Annotated in this window: 15 protein-coding genes; 12 read left to right on the plus strand and 3 right to left on the minus strand. The window is 71.8% G+C overall.

Annotated features, from left to right (window positions below):
• Nucleotides 1-46 precede the first annotated feature (46 nt).
• Nucleotides 47-1,141 carry a ferritin-like protein gene (locus OG788_RS01505; protein WP_406368606.1) on the minus strand — a complete coding sequence of 365 codons (1,095 nt, stop codon included), beginning with the start codon at nucleotides 1,139-1,141 and terminating at the stop codon, nucleotides 47-49.
• A gap of 424 nt (nucleotides 1,142-1,565) precedes the next feature.
• On the opposite strand from OG788_RS01505, the gene OG788_RS01510 reads away from it, so the two are divergent.
• Nucleotides 1,566-2,003 (plus strand): glutaredoxin domain-containing protein, encoded by a 438-nt coding sequence (locus OG788_RS01510; protein WP_406368607.1) that lies wholly within the window; start codon nucleotides 1,566-1,568, stop codon nucleotides 2,001-2,003.
• Nucleotides 2,004-2,114: 111 nt separating this feature from the next.
• Here the strand turns inward: OG788_RS01510 and OG788_RS01515 are convergent, their stop codons facing one another.
• Entirely contained in the window at nucleotides 2,115-3,251 is a 1,137-nt protein-coding gene (locus OG788_RS01515) for a Fic family protein (RefSeq protein WP_406368609.1), read from the minus strand.
• A 55-nt stretch (nucleotides 3,252-3,306) separates the two neighbouring features.
• Here OG788_RS01515 and OG788_RS01520 point away from each other — a divergent pair, with 55 nt between their 5' ends.
• The 11 genes from OG788_RS01520 to OG788_RS01570 all read left to right on the plus strand — a co-directional run bounded on the left by OG788_RS01520 (nucleotide 3,307) and on the right by OG788_RS01570 (nucleotide 17,468).
• On the plus strand, nucleotides 3,307-3,468 hold the full coding sequence (locus OG788_RS01520) for a hypothetical protein (protein ID WP_406368610.1): 162 nt from the start codon (nucleotides 3,307-3,309) through the stop codon (nucleotides 3,466-3,468).
• A 36-nt stretch (nucleotides 3,469-3,504) separates the two neighbouring features.
• Nucleotides 3,505-4,281, plus strand: coding sequence for an alpha/beta fold hydrolase (locus OG788_RS01525; protein ID WP_406368612.1), 777 nt, complete (start codon nucleotides 3,505-3,507; stop codon nucleotides 4,279-4,281).
• A gap of 106 nt (nucleotides 4,282-4,387) precedes the next feature.
• Nucleotides 4,388-4,948, plus strand: a complete 561-nt coding sequence (gene cysC, locus OG788_RS01530; RefSeq protein ID WP_351544672.1) for an adenylyl-sulfate kinase — start codon at nucleotides 4,388-4,390, stop codon at nucleotides 4,946-4,948.
• On the plus strand, nucleotides 4,948-5,883 hold the full coding sequence (gene cysD, locus OG788_RS01535) for a sulfate adenylyltransferase subunit CysD (protein ID WP_351544588.1): 936 nt from the start codon (nucleotides 4,948-4,950) through the stop codon (nucleotides 5,881-5,883). The genes cysC and cysD overlap by 1 nt, the downstream gene beginning before the upstream one ends.
• Before the next feature lie 2 nt (nucleotides 5,884-5,885).
• A complete protein-coding gene (locus OG788_RS01540; RefSeq protein ID WP_406368613.1) occupies nucleotides 5,886-7,232 on the plus strand; it encodes a sulfate adenylyltransferase subunit 1 in 1,347 nt (448 codons plus the stop codon).
• A gap of 27 nt (nucleotides 7,233-7,259) precedes the next feature.
• Complete coding sequence (locus tag OG788_RS01545) at nucleotides 7,260-9,965, plus strand: FAD/NAD(P)-binding protein (RefSeq protein WP_406368614.1); 2,706 nt, start codon at nucleotides 7,260-7,262, stop codon at nucleotides 9,963-9,965.
• A gap of 853 nt (nucleotides 9,966-10,818) precedes the next feature.
• Nucleotides 10,819-11,145 carry a TcmI family type II polyketide cyclase gene (locus tag OG788_RS01550; protein ID WP_266766217.1) on the plus strand — a complete coding sequence of 109 codons (327 nt, stop codon included), beginning with the start codon at nucleotides 10,819-10,821 and terminating at the stop codon, nucleotides 11,143-11,145.
• A complete protein-coding gene (locus OG788_RS01555; RefSeq protein ID WP_351544568.1) occupies nucleotides 11,142-12,416 on the plus strand; it encodes a beta-ketoacyl-[acyl-carrier-protein] synthase family protein in 1,275 nt (424 codons plus the stop codon). Before OG788_RS01550 ends, OG788_RS01555 begins: the two co-directional genes overlap by 4 nt.
• Nucleotides 12,413-13,627, plus strand: a complete 1,215-nt coding sequence (locus OG788_RS01560) for a ketosynthase chain-length factor (RefSeq protein WP_406368616.1) — start codon at nucleotides 12,413-12,415, stop codon at nucleotides 13,625-13,627. Before OG788_RS01555 ends, OG788_RS01560 begins: the two co-directional genes overlap by 4 nt.
• A 30-nt stretch (nucleotides 13,628-13,657) precedes the next feature.
• The gene (locus OG788_RS01565; protein WP_406368618.1) at nucleotides 13,658-15,436 is read left to right on the plus strand and encodes an ABC transporter ATP-binding protein; all 1,779 of its coding nucleotides are present in this window, start codon (nucleotides 13,658-13,660) and stop codon (nucleotides 15,434-15,436) included.
• A gap of 91 nt (nucleotides 15,437-15,527) precedes the next feature.
• Nucleotides 15,528-17,468, plus strand: coding sequence for a multicopper oxidase family protein (locus OG788_RS01570; RefSeq protein ID WP_406368620.1), 1,941 nt, complete (start codon nucleotides 15,528-15,530; stop codon nucleotides 17,466-17,468).
• 201 nt (nucleotides 17,469-17,669) lie between these two features.
• On the opposite strand, the gene OG788_RS01575 is transcribed toward OG788_RS01570, so the two are convergent.
• Nucleotides 17,670-19,841, minus strand: coding sequence for a TerD family protein (locus OG788_RS01575; protein ID WP_406368622.1), 2,172 nt, complete (start codon nucleotides 19,839-19,841; stop codon nucleotides 17,670-17,672).
• Nucleotides 19,842-19,866: the final 25 nt, after the last annotated feature.

Genomic DNA, 19,866 nt, shown 5'->3' on the forward strand with positions numbered 1-19,866 from the left:
CGCGGCGGTGCCGGGGGGCAGGAAGCCCGCGGGCAGTGGCCTGTGTTCAGCTCGGGCGGAACTGCGGGCCGTACGTCTCCAGGGTTCCGGAGATCGGGATCTCCATCAGCTCCACAGCGGGGCTCTCCAGTCGGCGCATGGTGCGCACGGCCGTGTTCAGGCTGTCGGGGCCGCCGTCGGCCCACGCCGCATCGAGTGCTTCCAGCACGGCGGTGTAGGTGCTGTCGAAGGCGCTCAGGAGCCGCTGGGCCTCGGGGGGAGGCTGGTCCCAGCCGCCCGCCGGGACCCTGGCCATGGGCCGTGCGTCGGGGAAGGGCACGGGAGCTCCGGTGAACTGCCAGCCCTCCTCGGTCTCGCGCAGCCGGCGGCCGTAGTAGATCTCGGCGAAGGCGTAGTAGTGCGCCACATGGTCATCGCCCGGAGCGTCGGCGGGAGAGCTGGAGGTGCCTTCGCCCTGCTCGCGGACGATCTCGATCGCGTGCTCGATGTCGTCGAGGGTGGCGACCGGCTCGAGAAGGTCTCCGCCGATGCGCTCGTTCAGCTGCCGGCGGGTCGACAGTTCGGGTCCGACGGTCCGGAACGTCTTGAGTACTTCCTCGTAGAAGACGCCGATGCTGAGCGGGTCGTCCACGCTGCCGGTGACCGGTGCCGCGGGGGCCTCGATGGCCATCATCACGTCGTGCACGAGCGCCGGGGTCAGGCCCGACAGGTACACGCGGGCCCCGGGGTGCACCCCGCCCGGCAGCGGGCCGGGATAGACGGGTGCCCCCTCTTTGATGCGCGGCCGCCCGTCCAGGGCCACGAGCAGATTGCAGACCACTCCGAGGTGGTACATCTCGTCGAAGACGATGCGCTGGATCACCCGGGCGACGTCGCTCTTGCGGTCCTTGACGGACCACCAGCCGCACAGATACGGCGGGATGGTGGCGATCTCGATCTCCACAGCGGCCTGAAGGGCCGCCCTGAGCCAGTCGACGTCGCGGTGCTGGTGCGGAACGGCGACCAGACGTACCGCGGTCCCGCTCTGCGGCGGGGGAAGCCGTCCGGGTTCCGGCCGCTGCGGGGCAGAAGCGGCGGCGGCCGTCGCGACGGGGGTGCCGACCGCCAGCGCGGCCGAGGCCAGGAGAGTGCGACGCCTCAAAGGGGCAACTGCCGGCCCCTCGGGGGAACTTCTCCTGTCCGTCACCGCACCCTCCCCACGCACGCCCTGACGTTCGGGCTCACCCACGAGCCGGGCGGCCACCGGCGGATCGATCATGAAGCTAGCAGCCCCCGCAGGCCTGCCCGCAGCGCCCGCACCGCGTGGCGCGTCCATGCACGCGAACAGCCCAGTACGGGTCTCCTGGCAAGGGCTCGCACCCTGCCCGCCGGGGCAGCGGGGACCACGGCGCCCCGGTCCTCCTCCCCGGCACGACCGGCCGGGGCCGGCGTCCGCCGCTCGCGCTCCTCCCGCGGCGGACGCGGGCCCGGGTTAGCAGAGGTGGTGGGCGAACGGACTGTCTCGTCTCGGGTGTGCCGTGCCTCGGGGCAGGACCGTTGTCGGCTCATCGGTAGCCTGCGTCATCGTGATGCGCGCCTGGATCCTGCCGATGCTGTTTGTGCTGTTCGGCTCGGCCGTTGCCACGGCATCGGCCCTCAAGGGGGAACCCGGCACAGCCGTGGCACTCCTGCTGGTGTTCGTGCTGCTCGCAGGGGTGAACTCGCCTCTGATCTTCCCGCGTTCGGTCGGTGCGCTGGAGGCGGAGCGCCGCAGCGCCGTCGACGGCCGGCCGGTCGTGTTCTGGCGGCCGGGCTGCACGTACTGTCTGCGGCTGCGCATCCGGCTGGGCGGTGACGCCCGCCGGTTGCACTGGGTCGACATCTGGCGCGACCCGGCCGGGGCGGCAGTGGTGCGAGCGGCCAACGACGGCAACGAGACCGTGCCGACCGTCGTCGTGGCGGGCCGTCCGTATGTCAATCCCGGTCATGAATGGGTGCGCGAACAGCTCTCCCGTTCCGCGTGATCTCGTCCGTGGCGCGCGGTCGGCTCGGCTCACTTCGACGTCAAACGCCGAGGTGTCCTCCGGCGGCGTTCACGGCGGTCCGGTCCGCGGAGCGTGCCTGGCCCGGCCTCGTCAGCGACGGTAGGGGTGCGTCAGGGTCATCGGGGTCTGGGCAATGTCGATGGCGTCCTGGGGGAACTGCCGGCCCGCTGTGTAATAGCGGGCCCGGGTGCGGCCGACGGGCTGGAGAATGTCGGCGGTTGTGAGCTCGCGCAGGTCGCGTTGAGCCTGCTGGAGGCTGAGCACTTCGGCATGCTGGTAGCGGGCGCGGCGCACGCGTCCGGCCATGGCGACGTCATGAAGTGCTGTGATGGTGCGTTCGTCCAGGCCGTTGCTGTCGGCGAAGTCGGCGAGGGCGTTCCAGACACGGCCTGAGCGGGCTAGTCGGCCCTGGACCGTCTGGGCCTGCTGGTGGTAGGCGGTGAGGTTGAAGCGGATCCAGCCGGCGACGTCCTGATCGGGCTGGTAGTGGCTGCCGCGGTCATTGAGTTCGCGGTAGTACTCCCAGGTGTTGCCCGGGCGTCCGAGCCAGCTTTCGATGGAGGAGAACTCGGGCGCGAGGACCGACTCCCGGGCAATCATGAGGGTTTGCAGGGAGCGGGACATACGGCCGTTGCCGTCGGCCCAGGGGTGGATGGAGACCAGGTGCAGGTGGGCCATCGCGGCCCGCACCAGGGCGTGCGTATCGTCGTTCTCGTTGAGCCAGTCGACGAGTTCCTGCATCAGGTCGGGAACGAGTTGGGCATCGGGGGCGGTGTAGGCGGCGATGCTGGGGTCGCGGGCGTCGGTGACGTAGACGGGGCCCTTGCGCCACTGGCCCGCCGGGCGGCGAGCGCTGTGCCGGTGCCCCTGCAGCATCCAGTGCAGGCCGTTGAGCATGCCCTTGCTGTAGGAGAAGTCCTCGGCGTCGTGGAGGGTTTGGATGTACGTCATCATCCGCTGGTAGGCAAGGGTCTCCTCCCGGTTCTCCTCCGAGATGTCGACCTCGCTCTCGCCTTCCATGAGGTCCTCGACGTCGACGGTTGCCACCTTGAAGCCCTCGATGGAATTCGAGGCGGCCACAGCATCCGCGGTCAGGAACTTCCGCAGGCCGGCCGTCCACTTCGTCGACGAGGTCCGCACGCTGTGCCTCAACGTCTCGCGCATCTGGTCGATCTGGTCGAGGACCTGGCGATCCGTCTCGGTGAGATCCGGCGTAGGGAAGAGCATCACCGAACAATATAATGACGTAATCATTGCGTCAAACCCATAAGGGTCCCTGAGCGTGGATGCTGCAACCCGCGCAGCGCCGCCCGACGCCCGCAGCCGGACCGGCGCCCTGCGCACCACCGTCCTGGCCGTCCGGCTGTCCTGGGGTTCATGGATCCCGCGACCGGTCCTCGACCGGTGGTCCACCACGCCGCTCGAAAATCTCGACATGCGGTGAGGTGAGAGCACCTCCGTTCGGCGTGAGGAGTGCGTGATGCGCAAGGTCGTTTCCCGGGACGGCACGACGATCGCTTACGAGAAGACCGGTGAGGGGCCGCCGATCGTGCTGCTCAACGGCGCGTTCCGTGATCACACGATCTTCGACGCGCTCGTTCCCGAGCTGGCGCCGCACTGCACCACCTATGTCTACGACCGGCGCGGGCGCGGGCAGAGCGGTGACTCCCCCGCGTACGCCGTCCAGCGGGAGGTCGAGGACCTGGAGGCGGTGATCCAGGAAGCCGGCGGCTCTGCCGCGGTGTTCGCCGGGTCCACGGGCGCCAACCTCGCGCTCGAGGCGGCCCTGGGCGGCGTGCCGATCACGAGGCTGGCGCTGCACGAGCCGTTCTTCCGTGTCGGACCCTTCCCCAGGCCGCCGTGGAACATCACCAAGACGCTGCGGGTGCTCCTGGAGGAGGACCGGCGCGAGGAGGCCGTGGAGTACTTCCTCGGCAGCTTCCTGGGGCTCACGCCCGACACCGTCGCGGAGTGGCGCCGGGGCCCGATCTGGGCGGTGAACGAGGCGAACGCCCACACCCTCGTCTACGACACCGCGATCTGCGGCGACCACAGCGTCCCGGCGGAGCGGCTGGCCGGGTACCGGACGCCGGCCCTGGTCCTCAACAGCGACCACACCAGCGAGTGGCTGCGGGCCGCGGCGCAGGCGACCGCGGAGGCCCTGCCCGAGGGCCGGGGACTCGAACTGCCCGGTTCCTGGCACCGGATCGACATGGACGTACTGGGCCGCGCCCTGGCCGAGTTCGCCACCTCCTGACGGGCCCGGCATCCGTCGTCGACCGTTCGTCGTTCGTGTTCCCATCTCACTTTCGGGAGAGCATCACGTGAGCACAGCTGACGCCCCGGCCGCCGAGGTCACCGCGGTGGCCCTGTCCGCGGACGGCCCTTGTGAGCGCGGTGCCACGGTGTGGCTGACCGGGCTGCCCAGCGCGGGCAAGACCACCCTGGCCCGTGCGCTGGCCGAACGCCTGCGTGCCGACGGGCGCAGGGTCGAGGTGCTCGACGGTGACGAGGTCCGCGCCCACCTGTCCCGGGGGCTGGGGTTCGGCCGTCAGGACCGGCACACGAACGTGACGCGGATCGGGTTCGTGGCACAGAAGCTGGCCCGGCACGGCGTGCTGGTGCTGGCACCGGTCATCGCGCCGTACGCCGCCTCGCGTGCCGCCGTACGACAGCAGCACGCCGCCGGTGACACCGAGTTCCTGGAGGTCCATGTCGCCACGCCCCTCGGGCTGTGCAGCGAGCGGGACGTGAAGGGCCTGTACGCGCGGCAGGCCGCGGGAGAGATCTCGGGACTGACCGGCGTGGACGACCCGTACGAGGCGCCGGCGGACCCGGAGTTGCGTATTCAGACACGGCACCGGTCGGTGGCCGAGTCCGCCGCCGAGCTGCATGCCTTCCTGGCCGAGAGGGGTCTTGCGTGATGCCCGCGAACCAGCCCGTGGTCGAGGTGCCCGAGGACGCCTTCGCGCTGTCGCATCTGGACATGCTGGAGGCGGAGGCGGTGCATGTCCTGAGGGAGGTGGCCGGTGAGTTCGAGCGGCCGGTGATCCTGTTCTCCGGCGGCAAGGACTCCATCGTCATGCTGCACCTGGCGCTGAAGGCCTTCTGGCCGGCACCGGTTCCCTTCGTGCTGCTGCATGTCGACACCGGGCACAACTTTCCCGAGGTCATCGAGCACCGCGACCGCGTGGTCGCGGCGCACGGCCTGCGCCTGCACGTCGCCCGCGTCCAGGACTTCATCGACGACGGCCGGCTGCGCGAGCGCCCGGACGGCACCCGCAACCCGCTGCAGACGGTGCCGCTGCTGGACGCCATCGACGCGCACCGCTTCGACGCGGTGTTCGGCGGGGGCCGCCGGGACGAGGAGAAGGCCCGCGCCAAGGAACGCGTCTTCTCGGTGCGCGACGAGTTCGGCGCCTGGGACCCGCGCCGCCAGCGCCCCGAGCTGTGGTCGCTGTACAACGGCCGGCACGCGCCCGGCGAGCATGTGCGGGTCTTCCCGCTGTCCAACTGGACCGAGCTGGATGTGTGGCAGTACATCGAGCGCGAGGACATCGCCCTGCCGGACATCTACTACGCCCACAAGCGCCAGGTGTTCGACCGGGGCGGCATGTGGCTGGCCGCCGGCGACTGGGGCGGCCCGAGGGAACACGAACGCTCCCAGTGGCGGCTGGTGCGCTACCGCACGGTCGGCGACATGTCCTGCACCGGCGCCGTCGACTCCGACGCCGCCACGAACGCGGACATCATCGCCGAGATCGCCGCCAGCCCGCTGACCGAACGCGGTGCGACCCGCGCCGACGACCGGATGTCCGAGGCCGCCATGGAGGACCGCAAGCGCGAGGGGTACTTCTAGCCATGACCACCGCTTCCCGGGCCGCCGCCACCTCGCTGCTGCGCTTCGCCACCGCCGGATCCGTCGACGACGGCAAGTCCACGCTGGTGGGCCGGCTGCTGCACGACTCCAAGTCGGTGCTCGCCGACCAATTGGCGGCCGTCGAGCGCGTCTCGGCGCACCGCGGGCAGGACGCGCCCGATCTGGCGCTCCTGACCGACGGCCTGCGCGCCGAGCGCGAGCAGGGCATCACCATCGACGTCGCCTACCGCTACTTCGCCACCGCCCGGCGCCGGTTCGTCCTCGCCGACACCCCCGGGCATGTGCAGTACACCCGCAACATGGTCACCGGCGCCTCCACCGCCGAGCTCGCCGTCGTCCTGGTCGACGCCCGCCACGGGGTGGTGGAGCAGACCCGCCGCCACGCGGCCGTCGCCGCGCTGCTGCGTGTCCCGCACGTGGTGCTGGCCGTGAACAAGATGGACCTCGTCTCCTACGAGGAGTCCGTCTTCGCCGCCATCGCCGCGGAGTTCACCTCCTACGCGGCCGGCCTGGGCATCGGACGCGTCGTGGTGATCCCGGTCTCCGCGCTGGCCGGGGACAACGTGGTCCGGCCCTCCGCCCGGATGCCCTGGTACGGCGGGCCGACCCTGCTGGAACACCTGGAGAGCGTCCCGGTCGGCAGCGCCCCGGACCGGGACCCGGCCCGCTTCCCCGTCCAGTACGTCATCCGCCCCCAGCGCGGCGAGCATCGCGACTACCGCGGCTACGCGGGCCAGCTGGCGTCCGGAGTGCTGCGGGTCGGGGACCGGGTGACGGTGCTGCCGTCCGGGCGCGCCGGCACCGTCGCGGGCATCGACGTGCTCGGCGAACAGCGGGAGATCGCCTGGGCGCCCCAGTCGGTGACCGTGCGCCTGGCCGAGGACCTCGACGTCGCACGCGGCGACCTGATCGCGGCCCGGGACGCGGCCCCGCGGCTCACCCGGGACGTGGGGGCGTACGTCTGCCACCTCAGCGAACGTGAGCTGCGCGCCGGCGCCAGGGTGCTGCTCAAGCACACCACCCGCACGGTCCGCGCGGTGGTCGAGGACCTCTCGTACCGGATCGACACCGACACACTGCAACAGCGCCACGGCGTGCCGTCCTTGAAGGTCAACGACATCGGCCGAGTGGTGCTGCGCACCGCCGAGCCGCTGGCCCTGGACGCGTACACCGCCAACCGCCGCACCGGCTCGTTCCTGCTGATCGACCCGGCCGACGGCACGACCCTCACCGCCGGCATGGCGGGCGAGGCCTTCGCGACCGCCGGCGCCGGCGCCGGCGCCGGCGAGGGGCCACGACAAAAGGGGACGGGGTCCGATGCCCGCTGAAGCCGAACCCATCAGGGAGTGAGATCAATGAGCTGGAGTTCCGCCACGCGCCGCATCGCCGTCGTGGGAGCCGGTGCGGCAGGGACGCTGACGGTGGTTCAGCTGCTGCGCCAGGCCGAGAGAGCCGGTCGGGCGGTCGAGATATGGCTGGTCGACCCGGCCGAGGCGGCCGGCCCCGGTGTCGCCTACGGAACCGGTGATCCGCGTCATCTGCTGAATGTGCCGGCCGGCAAGATGAGCGCCTTCCCCGACGACCCCGGGCACTTCCTGCGCTGGCTCACCGGCCGCGACCCGCACGCCGCCGCGGGTGAGTTCGTGCCCCGCCAGGAGTACGGGCGGTATCTGGCCGAGGTCCTCGAACAGAGCGTCCGGGAATGCCGGCGCGGGCGCCTGCACCGGGTGCGCGAACGGGTCGTCGCCGCCCGCGAGCAGGGCGCCGGGACGGCGCTGCGGCTCTCGAACGGGGACGAGCTGCGGGTGGACGCGGCGGTGCTCGCGCTGGGCAATTTCCTGCCGGGCCAGGACTGGGCCGGCACCGAACTGCGGGCGTCGGGGCACTTCGTCGCCGATCCCTGGGCGCCGGGCGCGCTGGACGCCCTGGACCGGGCGGGCGACGTACTGCTGGTCGGCACGGGTCTGACCATGGCCGACGTGGCCCTCACGCTGGCCCGGCCGGACCGGGTGGTGCACGCGGTGTCCCGGCACGGACTGGTCCCCCAGGAACATCTGGCCGACCCCGCCCCGCCCGCGAAGCCGCCGCGCCTGGACGGCTCGCACGGGCTGGACACGCTGCGCCGCGACGTACGCCGGCACCTGGCCGCGACCCGGCGGGCCTGCGGCGACTGGCGGCCCGGCATGGACGGGCTGCGCGCGGTCACGGCCACGCTGTGGCAGCAGTTGTCGGCGGCCGACCGGAAGCGGTTCCTCACCGAGGACCTGCGGGCCTGGGAGGTTCACCGCCACCGCATCGCGCCCAGGACGGCGGCCACGATCCGCGCGCTGCGGGCCTCGGGCCGGCTGCTCACCGGCGCCGCGGAGGTGGTCTACGCGGTGCCCCACCACGGCGTGGTGGTGGTGCGGCTGAGCGACGGCCGGACGCTGCGGGTCGGCGCCGTCGTCAACTGCACCGGGGCACAGACCGACCTGCGGCGCACGGGCGATCCGCTGGTGCGCTGCCTGCTGGACCGCGGCCACGCCCGCACCGGCCCCGCCGGCCTGGGATTCGACACCTCGGGCGACGGGCGGCTGCTGCCGGCGGACGGCGCCCCGGCGCTGCGGCTGTGGACGATCGGGGCCGCGCGGCGCGGGAACCTGCTGGAGAGCACCGCGATCCCGGAGATCCGCGCGCAGGCCGCACAGGTCGCCGACCGGGTGCTCACGGCGCTCGCCGGGCGCCGGGTGTCCGGGCCGCGGGACCGCTACGGCCTGCGGCTGAGCACGGGTGCCGAGGCGGCAGGACTGTACGGGCAGGCGCTGGAACGGATTCTGGCGGGCCGCTCCGGCGCGGCGGCACTGCTGGGCGAGGCGGTCGACGCCGATCCGGGGTTCGCCGTCGGTCATGCGACGCTGGCGCTGCTCGGCCACGAGTGCGGGGGCGCTGTGGACGTGCCCGCGGCGCTCGCGGCCGCCCACCGTGCCGCGTCCCGCCGGGCGGACGATCGCGAGCGCAGCCTGGTGGCGGCGGTGGACGCCCGGCTGCGCGGCACCGAGGAGCAGGGCAAGGCGGCGCTGCTGGGTCATATCGCCGCCCATCCGCGCGACGCGCTGGCGGTGAGCGCGGCGGTGCCGACCGTCTCCTTCAACGGTGTCACCGGCGCCGAGGAGGCCTGGGCGCTGATCGAGGGGCTGTCCGGCGTCTACGGGCAGGACTGGTGGTATCTGGGGCAGCTGGCATTCGTCCGCCAGGAGCAGGAGCGCTGGCAGGAGGCCGACGCGCTGGCCGTGCGGGCGCTGGCCGCGCATCCCGCGGCCGGCCACGCCGTCCATGCCCGGGCGCACGTCTTCTACGAGACCGGTGAGCACCGTGCCGGTCTGGCCTGGCTGGAGGAGTGGATGGGCCGGCACGGGGCCGGGGCGGGCCACCGTTCCCATCTGTCCTGGCATGCCGCGCTGCACGAACTGACCCTGGAGGACCGTTCGGCGCTGCTGCGCCGCTACGACCGGGAGCTGGTGGCCTCGCAGGTCAGCGGGGGGCGGCTGCTGGTCGACTCGGCCTCGTTGCTGTGGCGGGCGCGGATGACGGGCAGCTGGAGCGGCCGGCTGCCGCTCGGGGAGCTGCTGGAGGCGGCACCCCGGGACTGGCTGGAGGCGCCCGCGACGGGGTTCGCCGCCCTGCACGCCGCGCTGGCCTGGGCGGCGGCCGGTGATCTCGAGGGGCTGGGGCGGCTGCGGGCGCACGCGCTGGCGGACGGCCGGGAGGTGTTCGCGCTGGTGATCGCGCCGTTGTGCGACGCGCTGACGGACGTGGTCCGCCGCAACTGGCCCCAAGCGGTGCTGCGGCTGGGGCCGTTGCTGCCGCTGGTCGCCCGGGTGGGTGCCAGCAGGGCCCAGCACGAGGTGGTGGAGGAGACCCTGCTGTACGCCCTGGTCTCGGGGGGTGCGTACGAGCGGGCGGCGGGGCTGCTCGCGGCCCGGCTGGACCGCCGTCCCTCGCCGCTGGACCTGCGGCGGCTGGACGCGCTGGGCGGTCCGCCCGCGCCGCACGGCCGGGCAACGGTGTTGTCGGTCAGGTGAGTTGACGCTTCTCGGGTGGGGTGAGGGTGCATCGTGCCGGCCTGCCCGGGGGCGCCGGGCGGTGCACCCGGCCAGCTGTCGCCGCCGGGTGCGGTGGCCCCGTACGACGGCCGGGCGTAGGGCAGTTGGGTGTGCGGCGGTGTCGCACGACGGCCGAGTGCACGGCAGTTGGGGTGGGCGGCAGCACCGTACGGCAGTCGGACGCACGGCGGTTGGGACGGGCGTCGGGCTCGTACGACAGCCGGGCGCACGGCAGTTGAGGTGTGCGTCGGTCCCGCGAGGTCCGGGCGTACGGCAGTCGAGGTGTGCGGCAGTCTCGTACGACAGCCGGGCGCACGGCAGTCGGGGTGGGCGGAAAGCCCGTACGGCGGCCGGGTTGTTCGTTCCGGCTGTGCCGGTCCGCGGCGGCGGAAGAGGGGGCGGCTCCTGCGGGGAGCCGTCCCCTTGCTCTGTCCGGGCCGGTGCGAAATACGGCCGGCCGTTTTCTCGGGTTCCGCTCGAGAACGGCGCGAGCGGAACTTCACATTCCTTCCAGCGGCATTCGACGCGTTGCCGGTTTCCTCTTGAGGAGGGCCACCCAAGGTGGCAGCAGACGGTTTCCCGGCGAAGTGGAGATTGAGATGCGGGCGAGGCGCAGGTCCGCCATGAGATCCATAGGGAAGAGCCTCGGCGAGGGCCTGATGTGGATGGGGTTCGCGTGGAATGCCATGTATCCGCCGCCCGGTTGGGCGAATCCCGGGCTCCCTTTCACTGAACAGCCTTGCCTGCCGCCTTTGTCGGAGGAGGAGCTCGCCGAATGGACGGCACTGGTCAAGTACTTGTAGGCGCAGCACATCCTCGAGGAGGCGGTCGAGTGCACAGCAATCTGATAGTGGCCAAGATGGATTCTCGTTCGAGTGCCGATGTGGCTCGGCTTTTCGGCGCTTTCGACGAGACCGACATGCCGCATCGCATGGGGACCCGGCGACGTCAGCTCTTCATGTTCAACGGTCTGTACTTCCATCTTCAGGACTTCGACGACGACAACGGCGGGGAGCTGATCGAGCAGGCGAAGGCCGATCCTCGGTTCGTGCGGATCAGCCAGGACCTCAAGCCGTTCATCGACGCCTACGACCCGGCCACCTGGCGCTCCCCCGCGGACGCCATGGCGCGCCGCTTCTACACCTGGGAGTCGGCGTGAGCGGCCGGCGGGTGGTCGTCACCGGGATCGGGGTGGCGGCGCCGGGCGGGATCGGGGCCAAGAACTTCTGGAGTCTGCTGAGCGAGGGCCGCACCGCGACCCGGGGGATCACGTTCTTCGACCCGTCGCCGTTCCGGTCCCGGGTCGCGGCCGAGATCGACTTCGATCCCTTCGAGCACGGGCTCGGTCCGCAGGAGATCCGGCGCACCGACCGGGCCTCGCAGTTCGCCCTGGTGACGGCCCGTGAGGCGCTCGGGGACAGCGGGCTGGACCTGCAGGGCTTCGCGCCGCACCGCATCGGGGTGGCCGTCGGCAGTGCCGTGGGCGCGACGATGGGGCTCGACGAGGAGTACCGGGTCGTCAGTGACGGCGGCCGGCTCGATCTCGTCGACCACACCTACGCCGTCCCGCATCTGTACAACTACTTCGTGCCGAGTTCGTTCGCCGCGGAGGTCGCCTGGGCGGTCGGCGCGGAGGGGCCCTCGACGGTGGTGTCCACGGGCTGCACCTCGGGCATCGACGCGGTCGGCTACGCGGCCGAACTGATCCGCGACGGCTCGGCCGAGGTGATGATCACCGGTGCCGCGGACGCCCCGATCTCGCCGATCACCATGGCGTGTTTCGACGCGATCAAGGCGACCACGCCGCGCAACGACGATCCCGAGCACGCCTCGCGGCCCTTCGACCGCACCCGCAACGGGTTCGTGCTGGGCGAGGGCGCGGCGATGTTCGTCCTGGAGGAGCGGGAGGCCGCGCTGCGGCGCGGTGCCCATGTGTACGCCGAGGTCGCCGGATACGCCTCGCGCTGCAACGCCTTCCACATGACGGGCCTGCGTCCCGACGGCAAGGAGATGGCCGAGGCCATCCGTTCGGCGCTGGACGAGGCGCGGATCGATCCGGGCGCGGTCGACTACGTCAACGCGCACGGTTCGGGGACCAAGCAGAACGACCGGCACGAGACGAGCGCCGTCAAGCGCAGCCTCGGCGAGCACGCCCGCCGCGTCCCCATGAGCTCGATCAAGTCGATGGTGGGCCACTCGCTGGGCGCGATCGGCTCGATCGAGATCGCCGCCTGTGTCCTGGCGATGGAGAACAACGTGGTGCCCCCGACGGCGAACCTGCACGATCCCGACCCCGAATGCGACCTCGACTACGTGCCGTTGACCGCACGCGACTGGCGCACAGACACGGTGCTGACCGTCGGCAGCGGTTTCGGCGGCTTCCAGAGCGCGATGGTCCTCGCCCGACCGGACAGGAAGACTGCGGCATGAGTTCCCAGGTGGTGGTGACCGGTATCGGCATCATGTCCCCCAACGGCTGCGGCGTGGAGGACTACTGGGACGCCACCCGGGCGTCCAGGAGCGGCATCGGTCGCATCACGCGGTTCGATCCGGAGAGCTACCCGTCCAAACTGGCCGGGCAGATCGACGGGTTCACGGTCGAGGACCATCTGCCCAGCCGGCTCGTCCCGCAGACCGACCGGATGACCCAGCTGGCCCTGGTGGGCGCCGACCACGCCCTGTCCGACGCCGAGGTGAGCCCGCGCGAGGCGGACACCCTCGGCATGGGCGTGATGACCGCCAGCACCTGCGGCGGCTTCGAGTTCGGCCAGGACCAGTTGCAGAACCTGTGGAGCAAGGGCAGCCAGTACGTCAGCGCCTACCAGTCCTTCGCCTGGTTCTACGCCGTCAACACCGGCCAGATCTCCATCCGCAACGGTCTGCGCGGCCCCAGCGGCGTGGTGGTCTCCGACCAGGCGGGCGGCCTGGACGCCCTCGCGCACGCCCGCCGTCTGGTCCGCAAGGGCAGCGATCTGATCCTGTCCGGCGGGGTCGACGCCGCCATCTGCCCCTGGGGGTGGGCGGCCCAGCTCACCACCGGGAAGCTGAGCCGCGAGGAACACCCGGACCGGGCCTACCTCCCCTTCGACGCCGACGCGAGCGGATACGTGCCCGGCGAGGGCGGAGCCCTGCTGATCCTCGAGGACGCCGACGCCGCCCGCCGGCGCGGTGCCGCCCGGATCTACGGCGAGATCAGCGGCTACGGATCCACGTTCGACCCGCGTCCGGGCAGCGGGCGCGAGCCCGCGCTGCGCAAGGCCGTCGAGATCGCGCTGGACGACGCGGGCCTGTCGCCCGGCCAGATCGACGTCGTCTTCGCCGACGCGGCCGGCATCCCCGAGCTCGACCGGACCGAGGCGGACGCGATCACCGCGGTCTTCGGGCACCGGGCGGTCCCCGTCACCGCGCCCAAGACCATGACGGGGCGGCTCGGTTCGGGCGCGGCCCCGCTGGACGTGGCGACCGCCCTGCTGGCCATGCGGGACGGGGTGATCCCGCCGACGGCGAACGTCACGCCCGCCCCCGGCTACGGCCTCGACCTGGTCACCGCGCCGCGGCACACCCCCGTGTCCACGGCGCTCGTCCTGGCGCGGGGTCACGGCGGCTTCAACTCCGCCCTCGTCCTGCGCTCCACCGACTGACCATCACCGAAGAGACGACAAGGAGGCCAGGTGACCACCACCGGGTCGGGCACGGCTCTACCGCCCGTGCAGAAGCGACGCATCCTCGGGCTGTTCGGCCCCTACCGCAAGAACCTGCTGTTCGTCGCGTTCCTGGTCGCGGGCTCGTCCCTGGTCTCCCTCGTCAACCCGTTCCTGATCCGCGCGATCATGGACGTGGCGCTGCCGCAGGGCCGGACCGGTCTGCTGTCGCTGCTGGCCCTCGGCATGATCGTCGTGTCGATCGCCACCAGTTCGTTCAACGTCTGGCAGACCCATGTCTCCGCCAAGGTCGGCCAGCTCGTCATGCACGATCTGCGCACCGCCGTGTACGCGCATCTGCAGCGCATGTCGCTGGCGTTCTTCACCCGCACCCGCACCGGCGAGGTGCAGTCCCGCATCGCCCACGACATCGGCGGGATGCAGGTCACCGTGACGACCACCGCCACCGCGCTGGTCTCCGACCTGACGATCGTCATCGCCACCACCACCGCCATGACCATCCTCGACTGGCGGCTGACGATCGCCTCCCTGGTGATGCTCCCGGCGTTCGTGTGGGTGAGCCGGCACGTCGGGGACGAGCGGCGCGCCATCACCCGTGACCGGCAGCGCCAGTTCGCCGACCTGTCCTCGATGGTGCAGGAGTCGCTGTCGGTCAGCGGGATCATGCTCGGCCACACCATGGGCCGTTCCCGCTCGCTGACCGACACCTTCGCCGCGCAGTCGCGCAAGCTCACCGCCATCGAGGTCCGGGCGAGCACGGCGGGCCTGTGGTACCAGTCGACGATCTGGATCGTGATGGCGTCCATGCCCGCGGTCATCTACTGGGTCGCGGGACTGACCGCGCACGGCGGGCGGATGGCGATCTCGCTGGGCTCCCTGGTCGCCTTCACCACCTTGCAGCAGACCCTGTTCCGGCCGGCGCAGCGGCTGCTGACCATCGGGCTGGACATCCAGAGTTCGCTGGAGCTGTTCGCCCGTATCTTCGAGTACCTGGACCTGCCCGTCGACGTCGCCGAGCCGCGGCATCCCGTCGTCCCCGCCGCGCTGTGGGGCGACGTGCGTCTGCGGGGGGTCGGGTTCTCCTACGCGGGGGCCGGGCGGCCGACGCTGGAGGGGATCGACGTGAGCGTGCCCGCCGGGAGCAGCCTGGCGATCGTCGGGGAGACCGGCTCGGGCAAGACCACCCTGAGCTATCTCGTGCCGCGGCTGTACGACGCGACGGCCGGCGCCGTCACCATCGACGGCGTCGACGTGCGCGACCTGTCCTTCGACACGCTGGCCGCCGCGGTCGGCGTCGTCTCCCAGGAGACCTACCTCTTCCACGCCACGGTCGCCGACAACCTCCGCTTCGCCAAGCCCGACGCGAGCGACGAGGAACTCGTCGCGGCCGCGAGGATCGCGCACATCCACGACTATCTGATGTCGCTGCCCGACGGCTACGACACGGTGGTCGGCGAGCGCGGCTACCGGTTCTCCGGCGGGGAGAAGCAGCGCCTGGCCATCGCCCGGGCCATCCTGCGCGACCCGCCGGTCCTGGTCCTCGACGAGGCCACCAGCGCCCTGGACACCCATACCGAGCGGGCCGTCCAGAAGGCCATCGACGCGGCGAGCGAGGGCCGCACCACCATCACCGTCGCCCACCGCCTGTCGACCATCCGCGACGCCGACGAGATCATCGTGCTGGAGCAGGGCCGCATCACCGAGCGCGGCACCCACGACGAACTCCTCGCCCTCGGCGGCCGCTACACCGCGCTGGTGCACCGGGACACGGAGATGGCCGCCCTCTAGAGCGGGCCGCCGCGCTGTAGAGCGGGCCGGCAGGCCTGTGCTGGAGCGGAGTTCGAGCTTCTATGGAGCGGCCGTCCCTAACGTCGCGGGGATGGAGACTGCATCTGCCGGTATACCGGAGCGGCCCCAGGGGCCCCGAGTCAACCGTCGTACGCTGCTGCGGGGCGGAGCCGTCGCGGGCCTGGGCGCCCTGGTGGGATCCGCGCCCGTGTTCGCCTCGCCCGTCGGCGCGGCCCCCGGCGGGCCCGAGCCGTCGGCGGCCGGGCTGGGGCTGACCAAGTTCACCGACCCGCTGCGGATGCCGCCGGTGCTGCGCCCGCGCGAGCGCGGCGACCACGACGAGCTGACCGTGCGGATGCGCACCGCCGACATCACCGTGCACTCGCAGCTCCCGCCGGTGCGGATGTGGACGTACGAGGGCGCCTACCCCGGTCCGACGATCGAGACGGTCCGCGGCCGCAGGCTCCGGGTCGCGTGGGAGAACCGTCTGACCGGCACTCTGCCGGTCACCGCCGTCGACTTCGGACTGGCCACCGGCCCCTCCCCCGACCCGCTGTCCAACTACCCCGGCACGCAGGGCTGCCAGGAGGTGTCCGGGGTGGCCGGCCTGGAGCCGTGGGCCGCGGTGCACCTGCACGGCATGCTGACCGGCGGCGGCAACGACGGCTGGATGGAGAACCTGCTGGCTCCCGGCGACGTCCAGCTGTCGGCGTACCCGAACGACCAGGCCGCCGGCACGCTCTGGTACCACGACCACACCCACCACGTGAGCCGCTTCAGCGTGTTCGCGGGCCTGGCGGGCCTGTTCATCACCCGCAACGCGGAGGAACGGGCGCTGGACCTGCCGAGCGGCCGGCACGAGGTGCCGCTGATCCTCAGCGACCGCAACTTCGACACGGACGCCTCGGGCGCGCCGACCGGCCGGCTGCTGCACAAGGTGGAGATGGTCGGCGCGCAGCGCCTCATGCGCCCGCACGCGGGCCCCTACACCCTGGTCAACGGGGTGATCTGGCCCCATCTGGAGGTCGACCCGCGCTGGTACCGGTTCCGGATCGTCAACACCGCGAACTCCCGGATCTACCGGCTGATGCTGCTGGCCGACGGCCGGCCCGTGGCGGGAGCGCTGAAGGTGATCGGGACCGACCAGGGGCTGCTCGGCGAGCCGCTCGCGGTCGAGGGGGCGCTCAACCTCTCCCCCGGTGAACGCGCCGACGTCCTGGTCGACTTCCAGGCGTTCCGCGGGCAGACCCTCAAGCTGGTCAACACGCTGCAGGGCGTCACGCCGGGCGAGTCCAACAAGCGCAACGACCTGCTGGAACCCGATGTGATGCAGTTCCGTGTCGCCGACCGCAGGCCCTCGGCCAAGTTCACGCTGCCCGAGGTCCTCTCCCCCACCTTCACCCGGGTCGGCCACCACGACCTGCCGCACGACCAGGCCCCGCGCTGGGTGGTGCTGGTGGGCCCCGGCACGCAGAACATGCCCGAACTGTGGGAGATGGAGGAGACCGACGCGCAGGACGTCACCCTGCCCGCCGCCGGGATCGTCCAGGTCAAGGACGCCGACGGCACGCTCGTCACGCTGCGCAGGACGGCGATGGCCTACGACGACGGCGCGACGTTCACCGCGGCGCACGAGGGGGTGGAGATCTGGAAGTACCTCAACCTCGCCGCCTCCCCCCACCCCATGCACATCCACCTGGCGCACTTCCAGGTGCTGTCCCGGGAGAACTACGACATCACCGGGTTCGACCGGGTCACCCGCGGCTCGTCGCGGCCGATCGCGTTCAAGGCGGCGGCCGAACTGGAGCCGCACGAACGCGGGGAGAAGGACACGGTCCGGGTGGGGACGGCCGGCCAGATCACGCCCGGCCCGAACGGCACCCCGGGCGAACTGGTCACCGTGGCGGTCCGCTTCCCCGTCGTCGGCCGGGGCGTGCACCACTGCCACATGCTGGAGCACGAACAGCACATGGTCCGCCCCCTGGTGGTCAGCCCCGCCGCCCATCTGAACGCGGGCGGCCACCATCACTGACCGGGTGCTGCGGGCCGCGCACCAAGGGCTGTCGGCCGTTCGGACCGCTGACGACGCGACCCGGCGCACACAAAAAGACTGGGAGGCGCCACGCGGGCGCCTCCCAGTCGAAGTCGACGGCGAGGAAAGCGAAAGAACTCGTTTTCGGAAAGGAATGAGAAGGAAGCCCTTTCATGGCCTCGCCGTCGGCAACGCTAGCACTCAGCCCGGAATCAAGTCGCGCAGATTTTCGAGGGTGATGATCCGGGAGTCCGGGTGCAGTCCCTCGGGACGTTCCAGGCCGATGTACGTCACGGGCTCGTCCGGGACCGGCTCGCCGTCCCACAGGTCCACGTCCGTGGTGTCGCCGGACATCAGGTCGATCAGGTAGGCCACCGTCAGCTGCTCGCGCTCCACGATGGCGCGCACCACCTTCGACACCGACACCTGGTTCTCCTCGACCCGGTTGGCCGACGAGATGCCCTTCAGATACAGGTGCAGCCACTTCGCGCGCCACCGGCCGTCGTCCCCGCGCCGGAACACCAGCGGCAGCGCCACCCGGCCCACCCCGCGCAGCTCCGACTTCATCCGCACCGTGCGCGGCTCGAACGGCCGGCCCTTGTGCTCACCGTCGCGCAGCATGAAGCCGAAGAACGACTCCTCGACCTCCTCGAAGTTTTCGCCGGCGTAGATGTTGACCTGCGGAACGATGAAGGTGCTGCGCACCCGGTCCAGGGACAGGTTGATGAACTCCGAGGCCCCGTCGGGCGCCTCGGTGATGTCGCCCGAGTGCTTGCCCCCGACGGCCGTGAGGGACGTGTAGGAGAGCCAGGCATCGGTGCTGTAGTCGGCGTGAAGAAGCAGCGCGGACAGGTCGTAGTCGGTCCGGTCCTCGGTCTCCTTCCAGTACACGAAGAAGCGCAGCTGTTCGCCGTCGACCGCCGAGACCGAGCCTCGCGGCAGTACGCCGAGCCCGGCCGCGGTCGCCCGGCCGCTGAGCGGAAGCGCCACGTCGAGGACGTCGGGGTCGAGCAGCAGCCGGCCCGGCGCCGGGAGCCGGCGGCGCATCTCGGCGTCGAGGGCGGCGATCAGACGATCGCGGTCCGCGGCCGGTACCGGCGGCCGGAAGTCGGGGGTCACCCATGCGCGGCCCCGGCGGTTGACGAAGATGCGGGGTTCGTCGCTCTCCCGCTCCCGGTTGTGGAGGTGTTCGCGCACCGAGAGCACGACCCGGCCGGAGACGTCGGGAGCGACCCGCACCGCGGCGGCCACCACCGCGTCCCGCTCGTCCTGGTCGGCGGCGATGCGCAGCAGGAGGTCCAGGGCGCGGAACAGTTTGCCGGGAGCGGACGTCAGCAGCTTCACCGCACCGAGGACGTCGAACTCGTCGAGCAGCTTCTCGACCCGGCTGTCGAAGGACCGTGCCTCCTTCTCGCCCCGAGCGACCGCGAACACGTCGGCGGCGTGCGGCCAGCGCGGGTACTCGTGCGGGTGGAGACGCTCGCCGAGCCGCTTGAAGGGCTCGCGGTGCGCGTGCACATCGGCGAGCTTCGCGGGGTTCGCCGCGACCACGGCGTCCAGACCCGCGAGCAGCGCCCGGCGCAGCGGCCGCGACAGCGCCCGGAACCGGGTCGGCTCCTGCAGCGTCACGTCGCCGCCCGACAGCGCGCAGGCCAGCCGCAGCACATCGGTGACGGTGTCGAGGAGGAGGTCCGCCCCGACGCCGAGCCGGGCCTCGTTGACGACCGCCCGGTTCTCCCGGACCGGGATCGCCTCCGGCTGGGGGCCGAGCGCGCACTGCTCGGCGAGGGCCTTGAGGTCGCGCAGGTCGTCCTCGCCCAGGGGGGTCGTGCTGCCGGCCAGGGCCAGGTAGAGGCCGGTGAGTTCGTCGTCCAGGTCCCGGCCGAGATGCAGGACGGTGACCCGGTCGCCCGCCGAGGCGATCAGCTCGTCCTGCGCCGCGAGCATCTCCTCGTAGGTGTGCTGGTAACGGCCGTACGTGGGGAGGCTGAGCAGGTCCAGCACCCCGTGCGCCAGCTGCGTCAGCACGTTCTCGCGCGACGTCTCGTCGCCGAGCGCCTTCGCCACGCAGCTCATCCAGAACTCTTCGGTGTCCGGCACGTTCGCCGGGAAGTCGATGAAGTACACGTTGTGCCGGACGTGGTCGCCCACCATCTCGCTCACGGTGCGCAGCGTCCGCCTGGCGGTGTGCACGACCGCGTCCTCGGACAGCCCCGACAACCGCTCCAGCAGCTCCGCCGAGAGCTTGAAGCCCACGGAGGTCAGCGCCGCGTCGAACTGCCGCGCGGCACCGGCTCCTTGACCGGCGGAGCCCTTGGGGGAGGAAAGGCGGTGGGTGTGCCGGATGACCAGCGATTCGAGACTGTGCGCCATCCGGGGATGATCGCAGAGGTGTGCG

The organism is Streptomyces sp. NBC_00647, assembly GCF_045207245.1.
Taxonomy (GTDB): domain Bacteria; phylum Actinomycetota; class Actinomycetes; order Streptomycetales; family Streptomycetaceae; genus Streptomyces.

Excerpts from the sequence above, each read along its gene's own strand:
- OG788_RS01540 (WP_406368613.1), top strand. The coding sequence starts at position 5,886 with ATGACCACCGCTTCCCGGGCCGCCGCCACCTCGCTGCTGCGCTTCGCC.
- cysD (WP_351544588.1), top strand. The coding sequence starts at position 4,948 with ATGCCCGCGAACCAGCCCGTGGTCGAGGTGCCCGAGGACGCCTTCGCG.
- OG788_RS01515 (WP_406368609.1), bottom strand. The coding sequence starts at position 3,251 with ATGCTCTTCCCTACGCCGGATCTCACCGAGACGGATCGCCAGGTCCTC.
- OG788_RS01575 (WP_406368622.1), bottom strand. The coding sequence starts at position 19,841 with ATGGCGCACAGTCTCGAATCGCTGGTCATCCGGCACACCCACCGCCTT.
- OG788_RS01525 (WP_406368612.1), top strand. The coding sequence starts at position 3,505 with ATGCGCAAGGTCGTTTCCCGGGACGGCACGACGATCGCTTACGAGAAG.
- OG788_RS01570 (WP_406368620.1), top strand. The coding sequence starts at position 15,528 with ATGGAGACTGCATCTGCCGGTATACCGGAGCGGCCCCAGGGGCCCCGA.
- OG788_RS01545 (WP_406368614.1), top strand. The coding sequence starts at position 7,260 with ATGAGCTGGAGTTCCGCCACGCGCCGCATCGCCGTCGTGGGAGCCGGT.
- OG788_RS01560 (WP_406368616.1), top strand. The coding sequence starts at position 12,413 with ATGAGTTCCCAGGTGGTGGTGACCGGTATCGGCATCATGTCCCCCAAC.